Genomic DNA, 18142 nt, shown 5'->3' on the forward strand with positions numbered 1-18142 from the left:
CGGAATGCGGCATTTCACGCAGGAATCGCCGGCCGCGCCCGGCGAGGTTCACGGTGACGCCTTCACCGCCCGCTGCTCCCACAGCCAGACGCGGTTCTGGTTGCTCGACCAGTTGCGGCCAGGCGATCCAAGTCTGCACGTCGCCGCCCGCTGGCGCATCGCCGGTCGGCTCGATGCCGAGATCCTGACCCGAGCCTTCCGCCTTCTCCTCGAACGGCACGAGGCTTTGCGCACCGCGATCATCGGGGAGGGCGGACGGCCGGCTCAGCGGATCGCCGCGACGGTGCCTCTCGCCTTCTCCGAAATCGACCTCTCCGGCCTGCCCGGCGACCGCCTGGACGAGGCGCAGGTCATCGCCGAGTCGGAGGCCGTGAAACCGTTCGATCTGGCCCGCGCGCCGCTCCTGCGGGTGACGCTGCTGCGGCTCGGGCGCGGCGATTCCCTGCTGCTCGTCACCGCCCATCACAGCGCCTGCGACGGCTGGTCGATGGTGGTGCTGGCCCGCGAGTTCGTCGCGATCTACGGCGCCCTGATCCGGGGACAGGCACCATCTTTGGCGCCGCCGGCCCTGCACTATGCCGACTTCGCGGAATGGGAGATCTCCCCGGCCCTCGCCGAGGCCGCGGAACGCGACCTCGCGTTCTGGGCGCAATCCTTGCGCGATCTCACGCCGTTCGAACTGCCGCCGGATCATCCCCGCCGCCCCGGCCGGGAGCGCCGCTTCGCCGCCGAGACCCGCTCACTCTCCGCGGATCTCGGCGCCCGTATGGAGGCGTGCGCGCGGGCGCAGGGCGCTACCCCCTTCGTCCTTGCCTGCACCATTCTTTTCGCGCTCCTGAGCGCGCGCACTGGGCGCAGAGACATCGCCATCGGCACGCAGGTGCTGGGGCGCGACGAGATCGAACTGGAAGGGGTCGTCGGCACCTTCGTGAACACGCTGGTGCTTCGAACCCATGTCGAAGCGGAGCAGAGCTTCGCCGAGCGGCTGGCGGCGACGCGCCGGACGATCCTCGACGCCTGCGACCACGCGCTCGCCCCCTTCGACCGAGTGGTGCAGGCGCTGGCCCCCTGCCGCGACGGGCTGCGGCCGCCGCTGGTCTCTGTCAACGTCCGGATGCGGCCGACGCCCCAGGCGACGCCATCCGGCGGGTCCTCGGTCGCGGAGCCGGCCTCGATCCGCCTCGTCGATCTCGACTATGCTGCCACCGGCAGCTTCTTCGACCTCGATCTGGAACTCGCGCCGAGCGAAGCCGGCTGGCGCCTGATCTGCGAATACGATGCCGGCCTCTACACGGCGCAGACCGTTGCCGGCCTGCTCGCGGATTTCGAGCAGGCCGCCCGCGCAGCGGTCGGGGCGCGGCTGCCCGATCCGACCCCCCTTGGAAGAGGCGGGGAAAGGGTCGCTGCCGAGTGTGAGGAGGCTTCCCCGGGAGGCCGCCGCCGGGAGGCGGTGGAGGCGCTCGGGTGGACGACGACGGATGCGGCACCTGCCCGTGAGACGGCGTCCCCCTCGGTAGGCGAGGCACCCGACGCGCTTCTGCCCGAGATACGCGCGATCTGGCGGGAGATGCTCGGCCGCCCCGACCTGTCCGACGACGAGGATTTCTTCGCGGCGGGCGGCCACTCGCTGCTGGCGGCCCGCGTCGTCGCCCGGATCGAGGCGGCGACGGGCCGAACTGTTCCGCTCTGGTCGTTCTTCGAAGCGGGCACGGTCGCGCGGCTGTGTGCGTTGCTGGACGGCGAGGCGGCGGCGGCGGGCGTGCGGCACCGCTCGCTTCAGGAACCACCGCCGACCGCGCAGGCGCGGCCCGGCTTCACCGCAATCCACCACGCCGCGGCCGATCAGGAACTCTACCGGCCCTTGTCCGAGGCCCTGGGGGCGGACCATCCCTTCGCCACGCTCCAACTGGAAAGCCGGGTTCCGCCCCACGAGGAAACCCTGGAGCGGCTGGCCGGCGCCTATCGCGATGCGATCGATGCCGCCCAGCCGCAAGGGCCGATCCGCCTCATCGGGTTCTGCCGCTCGGGCGTCCTGGCTTTCGAGATCGCCCGGCAATTCGCGCAGAGCGGCCGGGACGTCGCCCTCGTCGTCCTCATCGATTGCTGGGAGCCCGGCTATGTCAGGCGCCGCGAGCCGCTCGCGCGCATCCGGGTCATGGCGGCTTACCGGCGCCGCCGGCTCGCCGCGCTCATCCGGCACGTGCGCCGCGATGGCATCGGCTACCTCGGCTCGCGGGCCCATCTCTGGCTCCGCTCGCATCGCGCCTGGCGCGGGTTGCGGCGCGCCCTGAACCAGGTGGGGCTCGCCTCCCCGAGCCCGGAGGACGCGTTCTGGCAATTGACGGACGAACTCGACGCGCTCGCCCTGTCCTACGAGCCGCGCCCCCATTCAGGGCCGGTGCTGATCGTCCGCAGCGAGAGCGTTCCGGTCGGCCCCGCGCTCGACCCGCTGCTCGGCTGGCAAGCCTATGCCGAGAATGGCGAGAGCGTCAGCGTTCCGGGCTTCGGCCACGAGGGCGCGTTCTCCCCCGCCGGCTGCCGGGTGATGGCGGCCAAGATCAGCCTGATGGCGTGCCGGTGATCCTGCCCGCTTGCCCTCCGCACACGCGAAAAGCGAACACTGATCCGCTTGCAATCCGATTTCGGCCGGGCGTAGTTTGGGTTAACAAAAACGTAACGATAAGCGGGGAACGATGACGAGCCTGTCGCTGGTGATCTGTGGTGCGGTCGTCGTCGGATTGCTCGCGATGCTGTTCCTTCTCCACGAACTCAAGAACGCCCCATACGAAGACGGCCCCGAACCGGAACAGGTGTTGTCCGAACTCGAAAAGCAGCGGTGGCGCTACCTGTCGCTGGATTAGAGCATCATCCCGAAAGGTGATTGCCGGCTTTCGGAAAAAGAGGGCGCAGAAACAAGAAGCTAGAGCATCCTGCAGGATCCGATATCCAGGAGGGTGCTCTCGCAGAGAAAGGTCGGGCGGGATCCGCAGCGATGATCCTCGGACCTGCTCGTGCGGGCACGACCGAACCGGGTTCACACGTCTTCACGCGATGGCGCGCCCGTCCCGCATCCGCGCAGCGAGCGCCCTTCGGTAAACCGTCAGCAGCGTGGCGGTCGTCGCCGTCTCGGTCCAGTCGCGCAGGTAGGCGGCACGGGCGGCCGCGCCCATCCGCCGGGCTTCCTCGGGCCGGGCACGCAGCCGCTCGATGGCCCCTGCAAGCTCGGCCGGATCGCCCGGTGTCACCAACAGGCCCGTTACGCCGTCCTCGACCAGACCGGCGAGCGCGCCGATCCGCGAGGCGATGACCGGCGTGCCCGCCGCATAGGCCTCGGCCACGACCATCGGCAGACCCTCGTACCAGAGCGAGGGTACGACGAGGGCGAGCGCCCGGCCCATCCGCGCCCGCATCTCCGCACGGGGCAGGGCGCCGAGCAGATTGAGCCCCGGCGCCCCCTCCAGCATCTCGCGCAGCGGGCCTTCGCCCGCGACATCGACCGGTGCGGTGAGGCGTGCAGCGGCCCCCTTCAGGATCTCGACGCCCTTCTCGGGGCTGAGGCGGCCGGCAAACAGGATTCCCTCGCGCGGGCCGTCGTCCGGCAGCCCCGGATCGGGCAGGCCGTTGGGCTTCACGAAGATGCGGTGCGCGGGCAAACCCGCCGCGATGAAACGACCGCGGGCGAACTCGGTCAGCGCGACGAAGGCATCGACGTCACGCGTCCAGGTGCCGGTGCGGCGGTGCCGGTCGATCATCCGCGCCACGGCGAACGTGCCGAGCCGCGAGCCGCGGTAGCAGCCATGGCGCACCGCCGCGTAGGACGAGCCGGTGAGGCAGGTCTCGCAGGGGGCGCCGTCGCGCATCAGCATGGCGCCGGCGCAGGCGAGGCGGAAATTGTGCAGCGTCTGTACCGTCACCGGGCCGAGCATCCGCACCGCCCCGTGCATGGCGGGCGACACGAGCGGAAAGGTGTTGTGGGCGTGGACCACATCGGGCCGGAAGCGCTCCACCGCCTCGACCACACGAGCGACGCCGCGGGGCGCGTGCGGCGCCTCGAACGCCGTGCGAAGGCGGTCCAGCGGCGTACGGATCTCGTCGTTGTGGAAGGCCAGCGTCTCGACCGTGCAGCCGGCGCCCGCGAGAGCCGCGGCCTCATGCTCCACCACCGCGTCCTCGCCGCCCCGGATCTGGTAGTGGTTGTGGACGATGAGGACGCGCAACGGACGGCTCCTTACGACCGGCGCGGCTCGGGCTGCCGCGCCATCTTCCATAGGAAGACCGGTGCCATGACGAGGTAGCGCCGCCATAGCCGCCGGGGCTCGCTCAGGAGCCGGTGCAGCCATTCGAGAGCGAGCACCTGCATGAGTTTCGGCGCCCGCTTCACCGCACCGGAATGGAAATCGAAGGCGGCGCCGACACCGATCAGCACCATGCCCGGCAAACGGTCGAGGTGATCGTTCATCCAGATGTCCTGTTTCGGCGTCGACATGCCGACCCAGACGATGTGCGGCTCGGCCGCCTTGATCGCATCGGTGAGCCGCGCGTCGAGATCGGGCGCGACGGCGCCGAAGGGCGGGCAGGCAAGGCCGCAGACCTCGCTGCCAGGATATTTGCGGGCGAAATTCGCCGCGACCTCTTCGGCCACGCCCTCCTTGCCGCCGTAGAGATAGTGGCGGATTCCGATATTCTGCGTGGCCGCGAACATCTCCTCCATCAGCGACGGGCCCGGCACGCGGCCGGTGCCGTGCGCGCGGAAGAAGCGGCTGATGATGGTGAGCGGCGCGCCGTCCGGGGTGATCATGCTCGCCCGCTCGTGCGCGGCCCTCAGGTCGGGCTGGTCCTGGGCGCACATGATGCCGTGCACGTCGCGCACGCAAACCATGCTGGTGCGCCGCGCCCGCGCCCAGCCGATGAGGGTACGGACAGCGAACGGCATGTCGATAACGCTGACCGGCACGCCGAGGATGCGGGTCGCCGGGAGACGGTGCGCCGCCGGCCCATCCGCTTGGACGAGATAGGGATCGTTCCGGTTGATCCGGAGCGCGTAGGGCCCAGACGCCGGGATGGCCACGGCATCGCTCATAGGCAGGCTTCCCTCGATCTCAGGCATCGGCGACGTGCTCCTGGAACCACGCATAGGTCGCGGCGACGCCGTCCCGCAGCGGAACCTTGGGTGCCCAGCCGAGGCCGCGCAGCTTATCCGCCGACATCAGCTTGCGCGGCGTGCCGTCGGGCTTGCTCGGATCGCGCACGATCTCCCCCTCGAACCCGACGACGTCGCAGACAAGGCGGGTCAGGTCGTAGATCGGGATATCCTCGCCCGAGCCGACATTGACGTGCTCGGCCTCCGAGTAGGTCTTCATCAGGTGGACGCAGGCATCGGCGCAGTCATCGACGTGCAGGAACTCCCGGCGCGGCGATCCGGTGCCCCAGATCACCATCTCCTCGGCCCCGTTGCGCTTGGCTTCGTGCGCCTTGCGGATCAGGGCGGGCAGGACGTGGCTTGAATTGAGGTCGAAATTGTCGCCCGGCCCGTAGAGATTGGTCGGCATCGCCGAAACGAAGTCGCGGCCGTGCTGCTGGCGGTAGGCCTGGGCGAGCTTGATCCCGGCGATCTTGGCGACCGCGTACCACTCATTGGTCGGTTCCAGCGAGCCGGTGAGCAGGCTAGACTCGACGATCGGCTGCTCGGCGAATTTCGGGTAGATGCAGCTCGATCCGAGGAACAGCAGCTTGCCGACATCGGCGCGGAAGGCCGCCTCGATGACGTTGGCCTCGATCATCAGGTTCTCGTAGAGGAAGTCCGCTGGATAGGTCGCGTTGGCGAGGATCCCGCCGACCTTGGCCGCGGCCAGGAACACCGCGTCGGGCCGTCGATCTCGCATCCAGGTCCGCACGGCGGCCTGATCGCACAGGTCGAGTTCCACGCGGGTGGCGGTGAGGATCTCGCAACCCTCACCCTCCAGCCGCCGCACCAGGGCGCTGCCGACGAGGCCGCGATGTCCGGCCACGAAAACGGTCTTGCCCGCCAAACTGTACATCGGTCGGCCCTTACAGAAGCGGGTTGGAATCGGTCGGCGCCGGGTTCTGCCGGTACCACGCGACCGTGCGCTCGATGCCCTGAACCAGGGAGACGGAGGGCGCGTAGCCGATTGCCTGCATCTTGCCGATGTCGGGGCAGCGGCGCGGCGTCGCCCCGGCGGCAGCCGGACCGGCGACGAGATCGACGCGCACGCCCAGCGCTTCGGCGGTGATCCGGGCGAGATCGCGGATCGCGACCTCCTCCATCGAGCCGATATGGTAGACGTTCATGCTCTCGCCCGAGCGCCACATCCGGACGATGCCGTCCACAACGTCGCTGACGTAGCAGAAGGCGCGGGTCTCGCTGCCGTCGCCCTGGAGCGTGATCGACCCACCGTCACCGGCAGCGATGATCTTCTCGATGAGCTGCGGCACGACATGCTTCCAGCCCATGTCCGGCCCGTAGATGTTGTGCGGGCGAAAGACTTGGACCTTGCGCAGCTTGTCGCGGCAATAGTTGAAGGCGATCAGTTCGGAGATCAGCTTCGACCCGCCGTAGGAGTAGCGCGGGTTGAGCGAGTCGGGGATCACCATCTCGATGGTCTCGTCCGTCGGCACCACGCGCGGGGTCTGGTAGACCTCGGCCGAGGAGGCGACGACGAGATCGGGCACGCCGGCCTCGATGCAGGCTTCCGACACGGCGAGCGCGCCGCGCACGCCGACATCGAGCACGAGCTGCGGCTGCGTGTAGAAATTCTCCGTGCCGTTGACGGCGGCCAGATGAAACACGCACTCGACGCCCAGGAGCGCCTCGACCAGCGCATCCTTGTCACGCACGTCGAGGGTCACCCGCTCGATCGCGCCGGGCGCGTTGGCGAGCCGCGAGGCCTGCCCGCGGATGTAGTTGTCGATCGCGACGACCTCGTGCCCCTCGGCCAGGAGCGCGCGGGTGAGGTGGGCGCCGATGAATCCGCCCGCCCCGGTGACAGCCAGTCTGCTCATTGAAACTTACCCACGAGGTTGCCCACGGTGACGTAGCGATTTTCCAGAACCTCCGCCGGCATCTCGCTGAGGTTGTTCCAGTAATCGTAGACGAAAGCGTCGTCCGACATCGTACCGATGATCGTTTCCAGATCGATCTTCGAATATTCCGGGTGGTTGTTGGCGATCACGAGCACGTCGGCGCCCTCGCAGGCGGCGGCGAGGCTGTCGTAGGGCGTCAGGCCCGACGAGATCGCCCGGATGTGGTCCATCGGCACCACACCGTCATAGACCCGGATCTGCGAGAACTGCTCGCTCGCCATCATCTCGCGGATGACATGGAGCGACATCGACCCGCGCAGGTCGTCGGTCTCCGGGCGGCCCTTGAAGGCGAGGCCCGCGACCACCGCCTTGAACGGTCCGGCGCGGCGCGCCCGCAGCCGCTCGATAAGGCTGCCCACCGTCTCCGCGGGTTGGCGCTCGTTGACGAGGCGGGAGGCGGCGGTGATTTCGAGGTTCACGCCCTTGCCGGACACCGAGGAGAGCAGGATGTGCGGATCCTTCTCCAGGCAGGGCCCGCCGACGAGGCCGGGTGCTGCGACGTTGGTGCGGGTGTAGCCGAGCTTGCCGTAGCGGATGACGTCGTTGGCGTTGATGCCGAGCGCGTCGCAGGCCCGCGCCACCTCGTTGGCGAAGGCGAAGTGGACGTCGCGCGAGGTGTTGTCCACGAGCTTGATCATCTCCGCCGTCTCCGGGCTCGCAACCCGGACGATGGTGTGGGTCAGGCGGCTGAACAGGGCGGCGGCCGCGTCGGAGGCGTCCGGCGTCTCACCGCCGACGATCTGCGGCAGGTTGATGAGTTCACGCATCGCGTCGCCTTCGAGCGTCCGTTCGGGGCACATCGCGAGGTGATAGGGCGTGCCGGTGCGGTCGAGGATCGGCTTGACCACGCCCGTCGTCGTGCCGATCCGCACGGTCGAGCGCAGGATCACCGTCGCGCCGTCGGAGAAGTGCTCGGCCACCTCGTGGGTCGCCTCCTCGATCATGTCGAGGCGCGGCTCGTGCGAGCCGGGATAGAGCGGGGTGCCGACGGTGATGATGTAGTATTCGGCCTGCGGCACATCCTGCGTCGTGGTGCTCGCGACGAAGCGGCCCTTCTTCACGACGTCGGCGAGCGCGGCCTTGAGCCCGACTTCGGCGAAATGCGGAACGCCGGCATTGGTCTTCTCGACGACATCGGCCCGCTTCTCGATGCCGTAGACCTGGACACCGCGGCGCGCTAGCGCAACGGACAGGGTGAGGCCGACATAACCGAGACCGATGATGACGACGTTGGGAGCTTTTCTGGCGTCCATGACTTGGTCCCGTCTGCGATCGATCGTCGAGGTCTCTGACCCGATTTGGATTCCGGCGCTGCGCACGCGCTGGCTTCTCACCGCGTCATCGCTCCACCTCGGGACAGCCAGAGCCGCCGAGGACTGAACTCTGCCGGGTTCCGCAAAGTATGTGCCCGAGGAAAGACGTATCAAATCGGGATCGCCAGCCCGTCAGGGGACAGAGTGATCGCGTCTCGTGAAGATTTCGGGACTTTCGAAGGTAAACGATCGGAGTCCGGCGAGCGCAGCATGCGATCCATGCCGGATCAGCAAGCCCGCGCGGCGACTGAGGAGGGATCCCAAATCCGCGGTCCCGAAGGGATCAGCCGGATTTGGTACGAGAGGATCGAACCGTTCACCCGCCACGTCCTTTCAATCCCGCTGCGCCTGCGCGGCCCATAGCCTCAGCCCGTCCCGGCGCCGGCCAGGCAACGCTTCGCCGCGCGATTCGTTCGTCCTGCCGGAGACGGCGGGGGCGCATCGGGCGCCGACGGCCTGGAAGGAGACGCGGATGCCGGTTCGGATGACCCAGGAAACGCAGGACGTGAGCGACGGCCGGCGGCAGGTGGTGGTGCGGGTCCATTTCGGCCGGCCGGATGCGGGACGCGACGTCGTCGAGGTCGCGGCGACGGTGCGGGTGCCTGCCATCGAATCGGAGACGCAGACGGAGGCCGCCGCGCGGCAGATGGCACGGCGGGCGCTCGAACAGGCGCTGGCAGCCTTCCCGCTGTAGAGATTTCACAACAGCGCCCGGCCGCCGGACGACTCCCCGTCGGTCACGGCGGCGCGGCAGGTGCTTCGTGAGAGACACCGGGGATCGCGCCGCGGATGCCCGCTTGCGTCTTCCCCGCCTTCAACCCCGCATCACGACGGGATCCGGGCCGGCGACGTCGGCACCTCGGATCCGGCTGCGAGGGTCATGAGGGAGCGCAGGAAGGCGGCCCGCGGCGCGCGCAGGACCGCCTGCGCGTCCCGTGCATGGACAAGCCGTTCCGTCAGGCGCAGCACGGTCTCGTCGCTGACACGGGCGGCGATCCGCAGTGCCGCCGTCTGCGCCTCGGGGCCGAACCGGCCGCGGGTGGTGGCGAGAATGGCGCCCACGGTCTGCAGGGGCGGCTGGACGCCGAGACGGTCCACGTACAGATTCCAGATCGGATCGCACGCCATTTCCGTGGCGAGCCAGATCCGCTCGCCCAGCGTCGTCACATCCTGATCCGACGGGTTCGGCGCGTCACCGGCGGTTCCAAGATTCATACGGCCTGTCCCGAGGCTTCGTTGCGGGAGGAGGCCCGCCCCAACTCGGACCGGCCCGCGGGCTCGAGTCCATTGCCCAAGCCCTTTCATGACCAACGAATGCCGTTCTCGCCTCCATCCGGCTGCCCTCCGGTGCGTTCGAGGCAAGGTGCGGATTCTCACGCCGCGCAACCATCGGGCCGATTTCGCCTTTTCCTCGTCATTCCCTTGCGGTCGAACCGTCGGGCATGCCTTAAGTGCACCCGCGAAGGCTGCGCCCTCCGGGGCGAGCGGCCTTGCTCTCACACGCCGTCCCTCTTCGTCCTTCAGGCCGCTCCCGAGCCTGCATCTCGCCCGGGTTGATGTCGTCCAACGCCCTTCTCGCCGCCGCCGCGATCCTCCCCTTCGCGGGCTCCGTTCTCGCGGGTGCTTTGCCGAGCCATGCGCGCACCGCAGCCGCCGTGCTCGCCGGGCTCGTAATTCTAGCCAGCCTCGGCTGCATCCTCGCGCTCACGCCGCACTTGGCTGAGGGCGGCACCGTCGTCCACGCCGTCGAGTGGCTGCCGAGCCTCGGCGTCAACCTCGTCCTGCGGCTCGATGGGCTCGCGTGGCTGTTCGCGGTGCTGGTGCTCGCCATCGGCGCGCTCGTGGTGCTCTACGCGCGCTACTACATGGCCGCCGCCGACCCGGTGCCGCGGCTGTTCTCCTACTTTCTCGCCTTCGTCGGCGCGATGCTCGGCATCGTGCTCTCCGGCAACCTGATCCAGCTCGTCCTGTTCTGGGAATTGACGAGCATCGTCTCGTTCCTGCTCATCGGCTACTGGTACGACAACGCCGCAGCCCGTGACGGGGCGCGGATGTCGCTCACCATCACCGCGGCGGGCGGCCTGTGCCTCCTGGTCGGAACGGTGCTGATCGGGCGCATCGTCGGCAGCTACGATCTGGCCACCGTGCTGGCCTCGGGCGACACGATCCGCAACAGCCCGCTCTACCTGCCGGCCCTGGTGCTGGTGCTGATGGGCGCACTCACCAAGTCGGCGCAGTTCCCGTTCCACATCTGGCTGCCGCGGGCGATGTCGGCGCCGACGCCGATCAGCGCCTACCTGCACTCGGCCACCATGGTGAAGGCCGGCATCTTCCTGATGATCCGTCTGTGGCCGGTGCTGGCCGGTACCGACGCGTGGTACTGGATCGTCGGCAGCGCCGGCATGGCGACCCTGTTGGTCGGGTCGTGGAGCGCGATCTTCCAGCACGACCTGAAGGGTCTGCTCGCCTACTCGACCATCAGCCATCTCGGGCTGATCACGTTGCTGCTCGGCCTCAACTCGCCGCTCGCCGTGGTCGCCGCGATCTTCCACACGGTGAACCACGCGACCTTCAAGGCGTCGCTGTTCATGGCGGTCGGCATCATCGACCACGAGACCGGCACCCGCGACATGCGCCGCCTCTCCGGCCTGTGGCGGGCTATGCCCTACACGGCCACGCTGGCCATGGTCGCCGCCGCGGCGATGGCCGGCGTGCCGCTGCTCAACGGCTTCCTCTCAAAGGAGATGTTCCTCTCCGAGGCGGTCGACAACATGGGCGACCACCCGATCCATATCGCCCTGCCGGTGCTGGCGACCTTGGCCAGCGCCTTCACCATGCTCTATTCGCTGCGCTTCATCCGCCAGACCTTCTTCGGCCCACCCCCGCACGACCTGCCGGAGACGCCGCACGAGCCGGTGCGCTGGATGCGCATCCCGATCGAGATGCTGGTGCTCAACTGCATCGCCATCGGCCTCGTCCCGAACCTGACCATCGGCCCGGCCCTGGAGCGCGCCGTGAGCGCGGTGTTCGGCGACAAGACCCCGACCTACAGCCTCGCGATCTGGCACGGCTTCAACGCGGCGCTGGCGCTCAGCATGATCGCCCTCGTCGGCGGCGTGCTGCTCTACGTCCTGTTCGGAAAGCGCATCAACACCAACCCCCGCGGCGGCCCCTGGCTGATGGACCGGCTCGACGGCGGCTGGCTGTTCGAGCGCGCGATGACCGGGCTGACCAAGGGCGCCCGCGTTCTGGAACGGGCCTTCGGCGCCGAGCGTCTTCAGCCGCAACTGCGCATCCTGTTCCTCGCCGCCCTGCTTGCGGCTTTGGCGACCGGCGTCGCCCGCGGGCTCGACCTCTTCGCGCCGGGCCGGCTGACGCCGTTCGATCCCGCCTTCGCGCTGATGTGGCTCGTCGGCGGCGCCTGCGCGATCGGCGCGGCGGAGCGGGCGAAGTACCACCGCCTCTCGGCCACGATCTTCGTCGGCGGGGCGGGGCTCGTCAGCAGCCTGACCTTCCTCTGGCTCTCGGCGCCGGACTTGGCGGTGACGCAGATCCTCGTGGAGATCGTCACCACCGTCATGCTGCTGCTGGGCCTGCGCTGGCTGCCCAAGCGCGACGCGGCGATTCCCGCGCCCGCCGCCGAGAAGGCGCGGGCCCGCCGCCGCCGCATCGTCGATCTGTGCATCGCCGGCTTTGCCGGGCTCGGGCTCGCCGGCCTCGCCTACGCCGTGATGACCCGCCCGGCCGGCGACGGGATCGCGCGCTGGTTCGTCGAGGAAGCCTATCCGCAGGCGGGCGGGCGCAACGTCGTCAACGTGCTTCTGGTCGATTTCCGCGCCTTCGACACGCTCGGCGAGATCTCGGTGCTCGGCGTCGTCGGGCTCACCGTGTTCGCGCTGCTGCGCCGCTTCCGCCCCGCCCCGGACAGCCTGGAACGGCCCAAGCAGCAGCACCACCACGACGCCTACGACCGGGCTCGCGAGGGCCGCAAACCCGGCGACACCACCGCCGACGCCCTGATGGTGCCGCGGGTGGTGATGACGTGGCTGTTCCCGTTCATCGTCCTCCTGTCGCTGCACCTGTTCCTGCGCGGGCACGACCTGCCCGGCGGCGGCTTCGCGGCGGGCATCGCGCTCACCATCGCCTTCATCCTGCAATACATGGCCTGCGGCGCGCAGTGGGTGGAGGAGCGCCTGCGCATCCAGCCGATCTTGTGGATCGGCCTCGGCCTGCTCATCGCGGTGGGCGCCGGGGCGGCCTCGTGGGCGTTCGGGCGGCCCTTCCTCACCGCCTACTTCGCCTATTGGGAGCTGCCGCTCATCGGCAAGGTGCCGGCGGCCAGCGCCTTGGTGTTCGATCTCGGGATCATGATTCTCGTGGTGGGCGCGAGCGCGCTGATGCTGGTGGCGCTCGCCCACCAATCCCTGCGCCGCACCCGCAGCGCGGAGGCGGACGCCGAACAGGCCGGCGAGGAGACGGCGTAATGGAGATCGTGCTGTCGGCCGGAATCGGCGTCTTCGCCGCCTCCGGCGTGTGGCTGATGCTGCGCCCGCGCACCTTCCAGGTGGCGCTCGGGCTCTCTCTGCTGAGCTACGCCGTCAACCTGTTCATCTTCGCCATGGGCCGGCTCACCGTCGGCGCGCCGCCGGTGCTCGGGGCCGGGCCCGAGACCGTCTCGGTCGATGATCCGGTGCCGCAGGCACTGGTGCTGACCGCGCTGGTGATCAGCTTCGCGCTCACGGCGCTCTTCCTCGTAGTGCTGCTCGCGGCCCGCGGCATCACCGGCAGCGATCACGTCGACGGCCGGGAGCCGCATCACGCCGAACCGACGCCGGAGAACCCGCATCCATGAACGCGCCTCTCCTGAGCGGCCCCGGCGCGGTCCTGTGGTCCGACCACCTCGTCGTCCTGCCGATCGTGCTGCCGATCGCTGCGGCCGGCTTCATGTTCCTGATGGACGAGCGGCGCCACCGCCTGAAATCGGCGATCAGTCTCGCCACGGTTCTGGTGCTGCTTGGCATCGCCCTCGCCCTCGTCGGCCGGGCGGCGGAGGCGCCGGAGGTCTACCGGCTCGGCAACTGGGCTGCGCCCTACGGAATCGTGCTGGTAGCCGACCGGCTCTCGGCCGTGATGCTGACGCTGGCCGGCGTGCTGGGGCTCGCGGCCCTCGTCTTCTCCTTCGCCCGCTGGGGCCGGGCGGGCCCGCGCTTCCACGGCTTGTTCCTGCTGCTGCTGATGGGGGTGAACGGCGCCTTCCTCACCGGCGACGTGTTCAACCTGTTCGTGTTCTTCGAAGTGATGCTGGCGGCCTCCTACGGCCTCGTCCTGCACGGCTCGGGCGAGACCCGCATCCGGGCGGGGCTGGGCTACATCGCCGTCAACCTCGTCGCCTCGCTGTTCTTCCTCATCGGCGTCAGCCTGATCTACGGCACCATGGGCACGCTCAACATGGCCGACCTCGCCCGGCGGCTCGCGAGCCCGCCCGCCGAGGCCGCCCTGTTCGAGGTCGGCTGCGCCGTGCTCGGCATCGCCTTCCTCATCAAGTGCAGCGCCTGGCCCCTCGGCTTCTGGCTGCCGACCACCTATTCCGCCGCCACCGCCCCCGCGGCGGCGATCCTGGCGATCCTGAGCAAGGTCGGCGTCTACGTCGTGATCCGCCTCAGTCTGCTCCTGTTCGGAGACGGCACCTCGGAAGGGTTCGGCCAGGGCTGGATCCTCGCCACAGGCCTCGCGACCATCGCCTTCGGCACGATCGGCCTTCTCGCCGCGCGCGATCTGACGCGGGCGGCGGGCTACGCGGTGATGATCTCCTCGGGCACGGTGCTCGCGGCACTCGGAACCGGCAGCGCGGCGGCGCTCTCGGGCGCGCTCTACTACCTCCTCGGCTCGACCTTCGCCGCCGGCGCCCTGTTCCTGGTCGCCGAGATCCTTCAGCGCAGCCGCGACCCGGCGGACGCGGCCCAGCCCGTCTTCGCCGACGAGTACCGCGATCCCTTCGACGATGCCGACGCCGTCGAGGTCGGCCGGGCGATCCCCGCCACGGTGGCGATCCTCAGCGGCGGCTTCCTCATCTGCACGCTGATGTTGGCCGGCATCCCGCCGCTCGCGGGATTCGTCGGCAAGCTGGCGATGTTCTCGGGGCTGGCTTCGAACACCATGACCGCCTCGGCCTGGTGGCTGATCGGCGCGCTCACGCTCTCCAGCCTCGGCACCCTGATTCCGCTGGTGCGGCTCGGCATCTTCAGCCTGTGGGTGCCCCACGACGACCCGCCGCCGGTACTGCGGACGCCGGAACTGGCGAGCCTCAGCGTCCTGCTCGCGGCCTGCATCGCGCTCGCGCTCTGGGGCGGGCCGGCGCTCGCCTACACCGAGGCCACCGTGCGCTGGCTGTCGCAGCCGCAGGACTACGTCCGCGCCGTCCTCGATACGGGCAAAGGCGAGGCGGGGTCACGCTCATGAACGCGTTTCTGCCCCACCCCTTCCTCTCGGCCGGCCTCATTCTGGTATGGCTGCTGCTGAACGCGCCGCCGACGCCGGGCAACGTGCTGCTCGCGCTCCTCGTCGGGCTCATCGTGCCGGCGGTGATGCGGGCGCTGCGCCCGAAGCCGGTGCGGGTCCGCCGCCCCAGCCTCGCCGTGCGGCTGCTGTTCACCGTCCTCTACGACATGCTGCGCTCCAATATCGACGTGGCCCGGATCATCCTCGGCCTGCATCGGGCTGAGCGGCGGACAGGCTTCGTCTCGATCCCCCTCGACATGACGACGCCGTTCGGCCTGTCGGTGCTGTCGATCATCCTGACCGCGACGCCCGGCACCCTCTGGGTCCAGTACGATTCCCATTCCGGGCGCCTGCTGATGCACCTGCTCGACGACACCGACAGCGAGGGCTGGGTCCGCCGCGTCAAGGACCGCTACGAGCGTCCCCTGATGGAGATCTTCGCGTGAGCGCCGCCGCCATCCTCGATTGGGGCCTCGGCCTCGCCCAAGGCATGCTGGTGCTGGCAATGGCGCTGGCCGCGTGGCGGATGCTACGCGGCCCCCGCGCCCAGGACCGCATCCTCGGCCTCGACACGCTCTACCTCAACGGCATGCTGGCGATCGTCGTCCACGGCATGCGCACCGGCAGCGGGCTCTATTTCGAGGGCGCGCTGATCCTCGGCATGATCGGCTTCACCGCCACGGTGGCGCTCGCCAAGTTCCTGATGCAGGGCGAGGTGATCCAGTGACCGGCGCCGACCTGCCCGCCTGGGCGGCCTGGATCGTCGTGGCGCTGGCGCTGACCGGCGCCGGCTTCTCGCTGACCGGCGCGCTCGGACTCATCCGCCTGAAGACCTTCTACGAGCGCGTCCACGCCCCGACCCTCGGGGCCACGCTCGGCGCCTTCCTGATCCTGGCCGGCTCGATGCTGCTGCTGTCGCTGATCGAGGGTCACATCGTCCTGCGCGACGTGCTGATCGGCCTGTTCATCACCATCACCACGCCGGTGACGATGCTGCTGCTCGCCCGCGCCGCCGCCCACCGCGACCGCACCGAGAAGAACCCGAAGGCCCCGCCCGAGCCGTGATGCTTTCGGCCTGAGGGCCAACGCCGGGCCCGGGCATCGCGCAGGCTCGGGATCAAGGGGCGACGGATGGCCCGCTTGCCCTTCGTTGAGCTCGCGGCCTTGGCGGCCTATGGATGGACCCCATGGAACTCCGAGCTTCAACCGAGCGATCCCTGGCTCCCTTGGCCTGCAAACCGCCCCCCGGAAAGGCTGCGCCATTCCTGCCGATGAGCCGCGCCGAGATGACGGCGCTTGGCTGGGACGCCTGCGACATCGTGCTGGTGACGGGTGACGCCTACGTCGATCATCCCAGCTTCGGCATGGCGATCATCGGCCGGCTGCTCGAAGCGCAGGGGTTCCGGGTCGGCATCATCGCGCAGCCCGACTGGCAGTCGGCCGAGCCGTTCAAGGCGCTCGGCAAGCCGCGCCTGTTCTTCGGCGTCACCGGCGGCAACCTCGATTCGATGGTCAACCGCTACACGGCGGACCGTCGCCTGCGCCATGACGACGCCTACACGGCGGGCGGGGAAGGCGGAAAGCGGCCGGACCGCTGCACCATCGTCTACACGCAGCGCTGCCGTGAGGCCTATAAGGACGTGCCGATCGTGCTCGGCGGCATCGAGGCCTCGCTGCGCCGGATCGCCCATTACGATTACTGGTCCGACAAGGTGCGACGCTCGATCCTGGCCGACGCGAAGGCGGACCTGCTCCTTTACGGCAATGCCGAGCGCGCCGTGGTCGAGGTAGCCAACCGCATGGCAGCCGGCGAGGCGCCGCACGAACTCGAATCCGTCCGGGGCGTCGCCCTGTTCCGCCGCGTGCCGGAGCATTACACCGAGCTGCCCGCCGACGATCTCGACTCGACGGACGAGGCCGCCGCCCGCCGGCCCGGCGACACCGTGATCCGGCTTCCCGCCTACGACGAGGTCAAGGACGACAAGGAAGCCTATGCCCGCGCCTCGCGCGTGCTGCACCGGGAGGCCAATCCCGGCAATGCGCGCCCGCTCGTGCAGCGCCACGGCGACCGCGACCTGTGGCTGAACCCGCCGCCGATCCCGCTGACCAGCGACGAGATGGATGCGGTCTACGACCTGCCCTACGCGCGCGCCCCCCACCCGTCCTACGGCGACGCGAAGATCCCCGCCTGGGACATGATCAAGTTCTCGGTGACGATCATGCGCGGCTGCTTTGGCGGCTGCACGTTCTGCTCCATCACCGAGCACGAGGGCCGCGTCATCCAGAATCGCTCGGAGGGCTCGATCCTGCGCGAGATTGAGCGGATCCGCGACAAGACGCCGGGCTTCACCGGCGTGATCTCGGATGTCGGCGGGCCGACCGCGAACATGTACCGGATGGCCTGCAAGGACCCGAAGATCGAGGCGGCGTGCCGGCTGCCGTCCTGCGTCTTCCCGGACATCTGCCCCAACCTGAACACCTCGCACGACGACCTGATCCGGCTCTATCGCAAGGTCCGCGAGGTGAAGGGCGTCAAGAAAGTGATGGTCGCCTCCGGCGTGCGCTACGACCTCGCGGTCCGGAGCCCCGAATACGTCGAGGAGCTCGTGACCCACCATGTCGGCGGCCGTCTCAAGATCGCTCCCGAGCACACCGAGCGTGGCCCCCTTGACCTGATGATGAAGCCGGGCATCGGCACCTACGACCGCTTCAAGGAGATGTTCGACGCCGCCGCCAAGAAGGCCGGCAAGAAATACTACCTGATCCCGTATTTCATTGCGGCGCATCCGGGCACGACCGACAAGGACATGCTGAATCTCGCGCTCTGGCTCAAGAAAAACGATTACCGCGCCGACCAAGTCCAGACGTTCCTGCCCTCGCCCATGGCGACGGCCACGACCATGTACCACACCGAGATCAACCCGCTGCAGGGCGTGCGGCGCGGCGGCAGCGAGCCCGTCGACGCGATCAAGGGGATGCGCCAGCGGCGGCTGCACAAGGCGTTCCTGCGCTACCACGACCCCGAAAACTGGCCCCTGCTGCGCGAGGCGCTGCGAGAGATGGGCCGCGCGGATCTCATCGGGCCGAGGCCGGACCAACTGGTGCCGTTCTCGCAGCCGCCGGGAACAGGAGTGGGCGCGGGGCGGGGCCAGCCGCGCCCGGTACGCTCCCCGGGTGGCGGGCAGCGTTTCACCACCAAGGGCGTGCCGGTGAGGAAATGACGGTCTCAT

At 69.3% G+C, this 18142-nt stretch carries 16 protein-coding genes; 10 read left to right on the forward strand and 6 right to left on the reverse strand.

What is annotated here, in order from left to right:
* Positions 1-4 precede the first annotated feature (4 nt).
* Positions 5-2581 (forward strand): condensation domain-containing protein, encoded by a 2577-nt coding sequence (locus J2W78_RS05645; RefSeq protein WP_253368757.1) that lies wholly within the window; start codon positions 5-7, stop codon positions 2579-2581.
* Positions 2582-2693: 112 nt separating this feature from the next.
* Entirely contained in the window at positions 2694-2861 is a 168-nt protein-coding gene (locus J2W78_RS05650; RefSeq protein WP_253368759.1) for a hypothetical protein, read from the forward strand.
* A gap of 183 nt (positions 2862-3044) precedes the next feature.
* Here the strand turns inward: J2W78_RS05650 and J2W78_RS05655 are convergent, their stop codons facing one another.
* The 5 genes from J2W78_RS05655 to J2W78_RS05675 are packed head-to-tail and all read right to left on the reverse strand — an operon-like array spanning position 3045 to position 8354.
* On the reverse strand, positions 3045-4217 hold the full coding sequence (locus tag J2W78_RS05655; protein WP_253368761.1) for a glycosyltransferase: 1173 nt from the start codon (positions 4215-4217) through the stop codon (positions 3045-3047).
* An 11-nt stretch (positions 4218-4228) separates the two neighbouring features.
* Positions 4229-5107 carry a WecB/TagA/CpsF family glycosyltransferase gene (locus J2W78_RS05660; RefSeq protein WP_253368763.1) on the reverse strand — a complete coding sequence of 293 codons (879 nt, stop codon included), beginning with the start codon at positions 5105-5107 and terminating at the stop codon, positions 4229-4231.
* Complete coding sequence (fcl, locus tag J2W78_RS05665; RefSeq protein WP_253368765.1) at positions 5100-6038, reverse strand: GDP-L-fucose synthase; 939 nt, start codon at positions 6036-6038, stop codon at positions 5100-5102. The genes J2W78_RS05660 and fcl overlap by 8 nt, the downstream gene beginning before the upstream one ends.
* A 10-nt stretch (positions 6039-6048) precedes the next feature.
* A complete protein-coding gene (locus tag J2W78_RS05670) occupies positions 6049-7020 on the reverse strand; it encodes an NAD-dependent epimerase/dehydratase family protein (RefSeq protein ID WP_253368767.1) in 972 nt (323 codons plus the stop codon).
* Positions 7017-8354, reverse strand: coding sequence for a nucleotide sugar dehydrogenase (locus tag J2W78_RS05675; protein WP_253368769.1), 1338 nt, complete (start codon positions 8352-8354; stop codon positions 7017-7019). The genes J2W78_RS05670 and J2W78_RS05675 overlap by 4 nt, the downstream gene beginning before the upstream one ends.
* A gap of 544 nt (positions 8355-8898) precedes the next feature.
* Here J2W78_RS05675 and J2W78_RS05680 point away from each other — a divergent pair.
* Positions 8899-9108, forward strand: coding sequence for a hypothetical protein (locus tag J2W78_RS05680; protein WP_253368771.1), 210 nt, complete (start codon positions 8899-8901; stop codon positions 9106-9108).
* A 131-nt stretch (positions 9109-9239) separates the two neighbouring features.
* Here J2W78_RS05680 and J2W78_RS05685 read toward each other — a convergent pair whose 3' ends face one another.
* Positions 9240-9629, reverse strand: coding sequence for a hypothetical protein (locus tag J2W78_RS05685; RefSeq protein ID WP_253368773.1), 390 nt, complete (start codon positions 9627-9629; stop codon positions 9240-9242).
* Between the two features lie 341 nt (positions 9630-9970).
* On the opposite strand from J2W78_RS05685, the gene J2W78_RS05690 reads away from it, so the two are divergent.
* From J2W78_RS05690 to J2W78_RS05720, 7 genes are all read left to right on the forward strand, one after another.
* Positions 9971-12898: a monovalent cation/H+ antiporter subunit A gene (locus tag J2W78_RS05690; RefSeq protein ID WP_253368775.1), complete on the forward strand. Its 2928-nt coding sequence runs from the start codon at positions 9971-9973 to the stop codon at positions 12896-12898.
* On the forward strand, positions 12898-13266 hold the full coding sequence (locus J2W78_RS05695) for a Na+/H+ antiporter subunit C (protein ID WP_003600887.1): 369 nt from the start codon (positions 12898-12900) through the stop codon (positions 13264-13266). Before J2W78_RS05690 ends, J2W78_RS05695 begins: the two co-directional genes overlap by 1 nt.
* Complete coding sequence (locus J2W78_RS05700; protein WP_253368777.1) at positions 13263-14873, forward strand: monovalent cation/H+ antiporter subunit D; 1611 nt, start codon at positions 13263-13265, stop codon at positions 14871-14873. Before J2W78_RS05695 ends, J2W78_RS05700 begins: the two co-directional genes overlap by 4 nt.
* On the forward strand, positions 14870-15358 hold the full coding sequence (locus J2W78_RS05705) for a Na+/H+ antiporter subunit E (RefSeq protein ID WP_253368779.1): 489 nt from the start codon (positions 14870-14872) through the stop codon (positions 15356-15358). Before J2W78_RS05700 ends, J2W78_RS05705 begins: the two co-directional genes overlap by 4 nt.
* Positions 15355-15639, forward strand: a complete 285-nt coding sequence (locus tag J2W78_RS05710) for a K+/H+ antiporter subunit F (protein ID WP_253368781.1) — start codon at positions 15355-15357, stop codon at positions 15637-15639. The genes J2W78_RS05705 and J2W78_RS05710 overlap by 4 nt, the downstream gene beginning before the upstream one ends.
* A complete protein-coding gene (gene mnhG, locus J2W78_RS05715) occupies positions 15636-15977 on the forward strand; it encodes a monovalent cation/H(+) antiporter subunit G (protein ID WP_253368783.1) in 342 nt (113 codons plus the stop codon). Before J2W78_RS05710 ends, mnhG begins: the two co-directional genes overlap by 4 nt.
* Positions 15978-16099: 122 nt before the next feature.
* Positions 16100-18133, forward strand: coding sequence for a YgiQ family radical SAM protein (locus J2W78_RS05720; RefSeq protein WP_253368784.1), 2034 nt, complete (start codon positions 16100-16102; stop codon positions 18131-18133).
* Positions 18134-18142: the final 9 nt, after the last annotated feature.

The organism is Methylorubrum extorquens, assembly GCF_024169925.1.
In the GTDB taxonomy this organism is placed as follows: Bacteria; Pseudomonadota; Alphaproteobacteria; order Rhizobiales; family Beijerinckiaceae; genus Methylobacterium; species Methylobacterium extorquens_A.

Bases quoted from the DNA above. Each gene is read 5' to 3' on its own strand.
- J2W78_RS05675 (WP_253368769.1), bottom strand. From the start codon at position 8,354: ATGGACGCCAGAAAAGCTCCCAACGTCGTCATCATCGGTCTCGGTTAT.
- J2W78_RS05695 (WP_003600887.1), top strand. From the start codon at position 12,898: ATGGAGATCGTGCTGTCGGCCGGAATCGGCGTCTTCGCCGCCTCCGGC.
- J2W78_RS05705 (WP_253368779.1), top strand. From the start codon at position 14,870: ATGAACGCGTTTCTGCCCCACCCCTTCCTCTCGGCCGGCCTCATTCTG.
- J2W78_RS05700 (WP_253368777.1), top strand. From the start codon at position 13,263: ATGAACGCGCCTCTCCTGAGCGGCCCCGGCGCGGTCCTGTGGTCCGAC.
- J2W78_RS05720 (WP_253368784.1), top strand. From the start codon at position 16,100: ATGGAACTCCGAGCTTCAACCGAGCGATCCCTGGCTCCCTTGGCCTGC.
- J2W78_RS05680 (WP_253368771.1), top strand. From the start codon at position 8,899: ATGACCCAGGAAACGCAGGACGTGAGCGACGGCCGGCGGCAGGTGGTG.
- J2W78_RS05670 (WP_253368767.1), bottom strand. From the start codon at position 7,020: ATGAGCAGACTGGCTGTCACCGGGGCGGGCGGATTCATCGGCGCCCAC.
- J2W78_RS05645 (WP_253368757.1), top strand. From the start codon at position 5: ATGCGGCATTTCACGCAGGAATCGCCGGCCGCGCCCGGCGAGGTTCAC.
- J2W78_RS05660 (WP_253368763.1), bottom strand. From the start codon at position 5,107: ATGCCTGAGATCGAGGGAAGCCTGCCTATGAGCGATGCCGTGGCCATC.
- J2W78_RS05690 (WP_253368775.1), top strand. From the start codon at position 9,971: ATGTCGTCCAACGCCCTTCTCGCCGCCGCCGCGATCCTCCCCTTCGCG.
- J2W78_RS05685 (WP_253368773.1), bottom strand. From the start codon at position 9,629: ATGAATCTTGGAACCGCCGGTGACGCGCCGAACCCGTCGGATCAGGAT.
- J2W78_RS05650 (WP_253368759.1), top strand. From the start codon at position 2,694: ATGACGAGCCTGTCGCTGGTGATCTGTGGTGCGGTCGTCGTCGGATTG.
- fcl (WP_253368765.1), bottom strand. From the start codon at position 6,038: ATGTACAGTTTGGCGGGCAAGACCGTTTTCGTGGCCGGACATCGCGGC.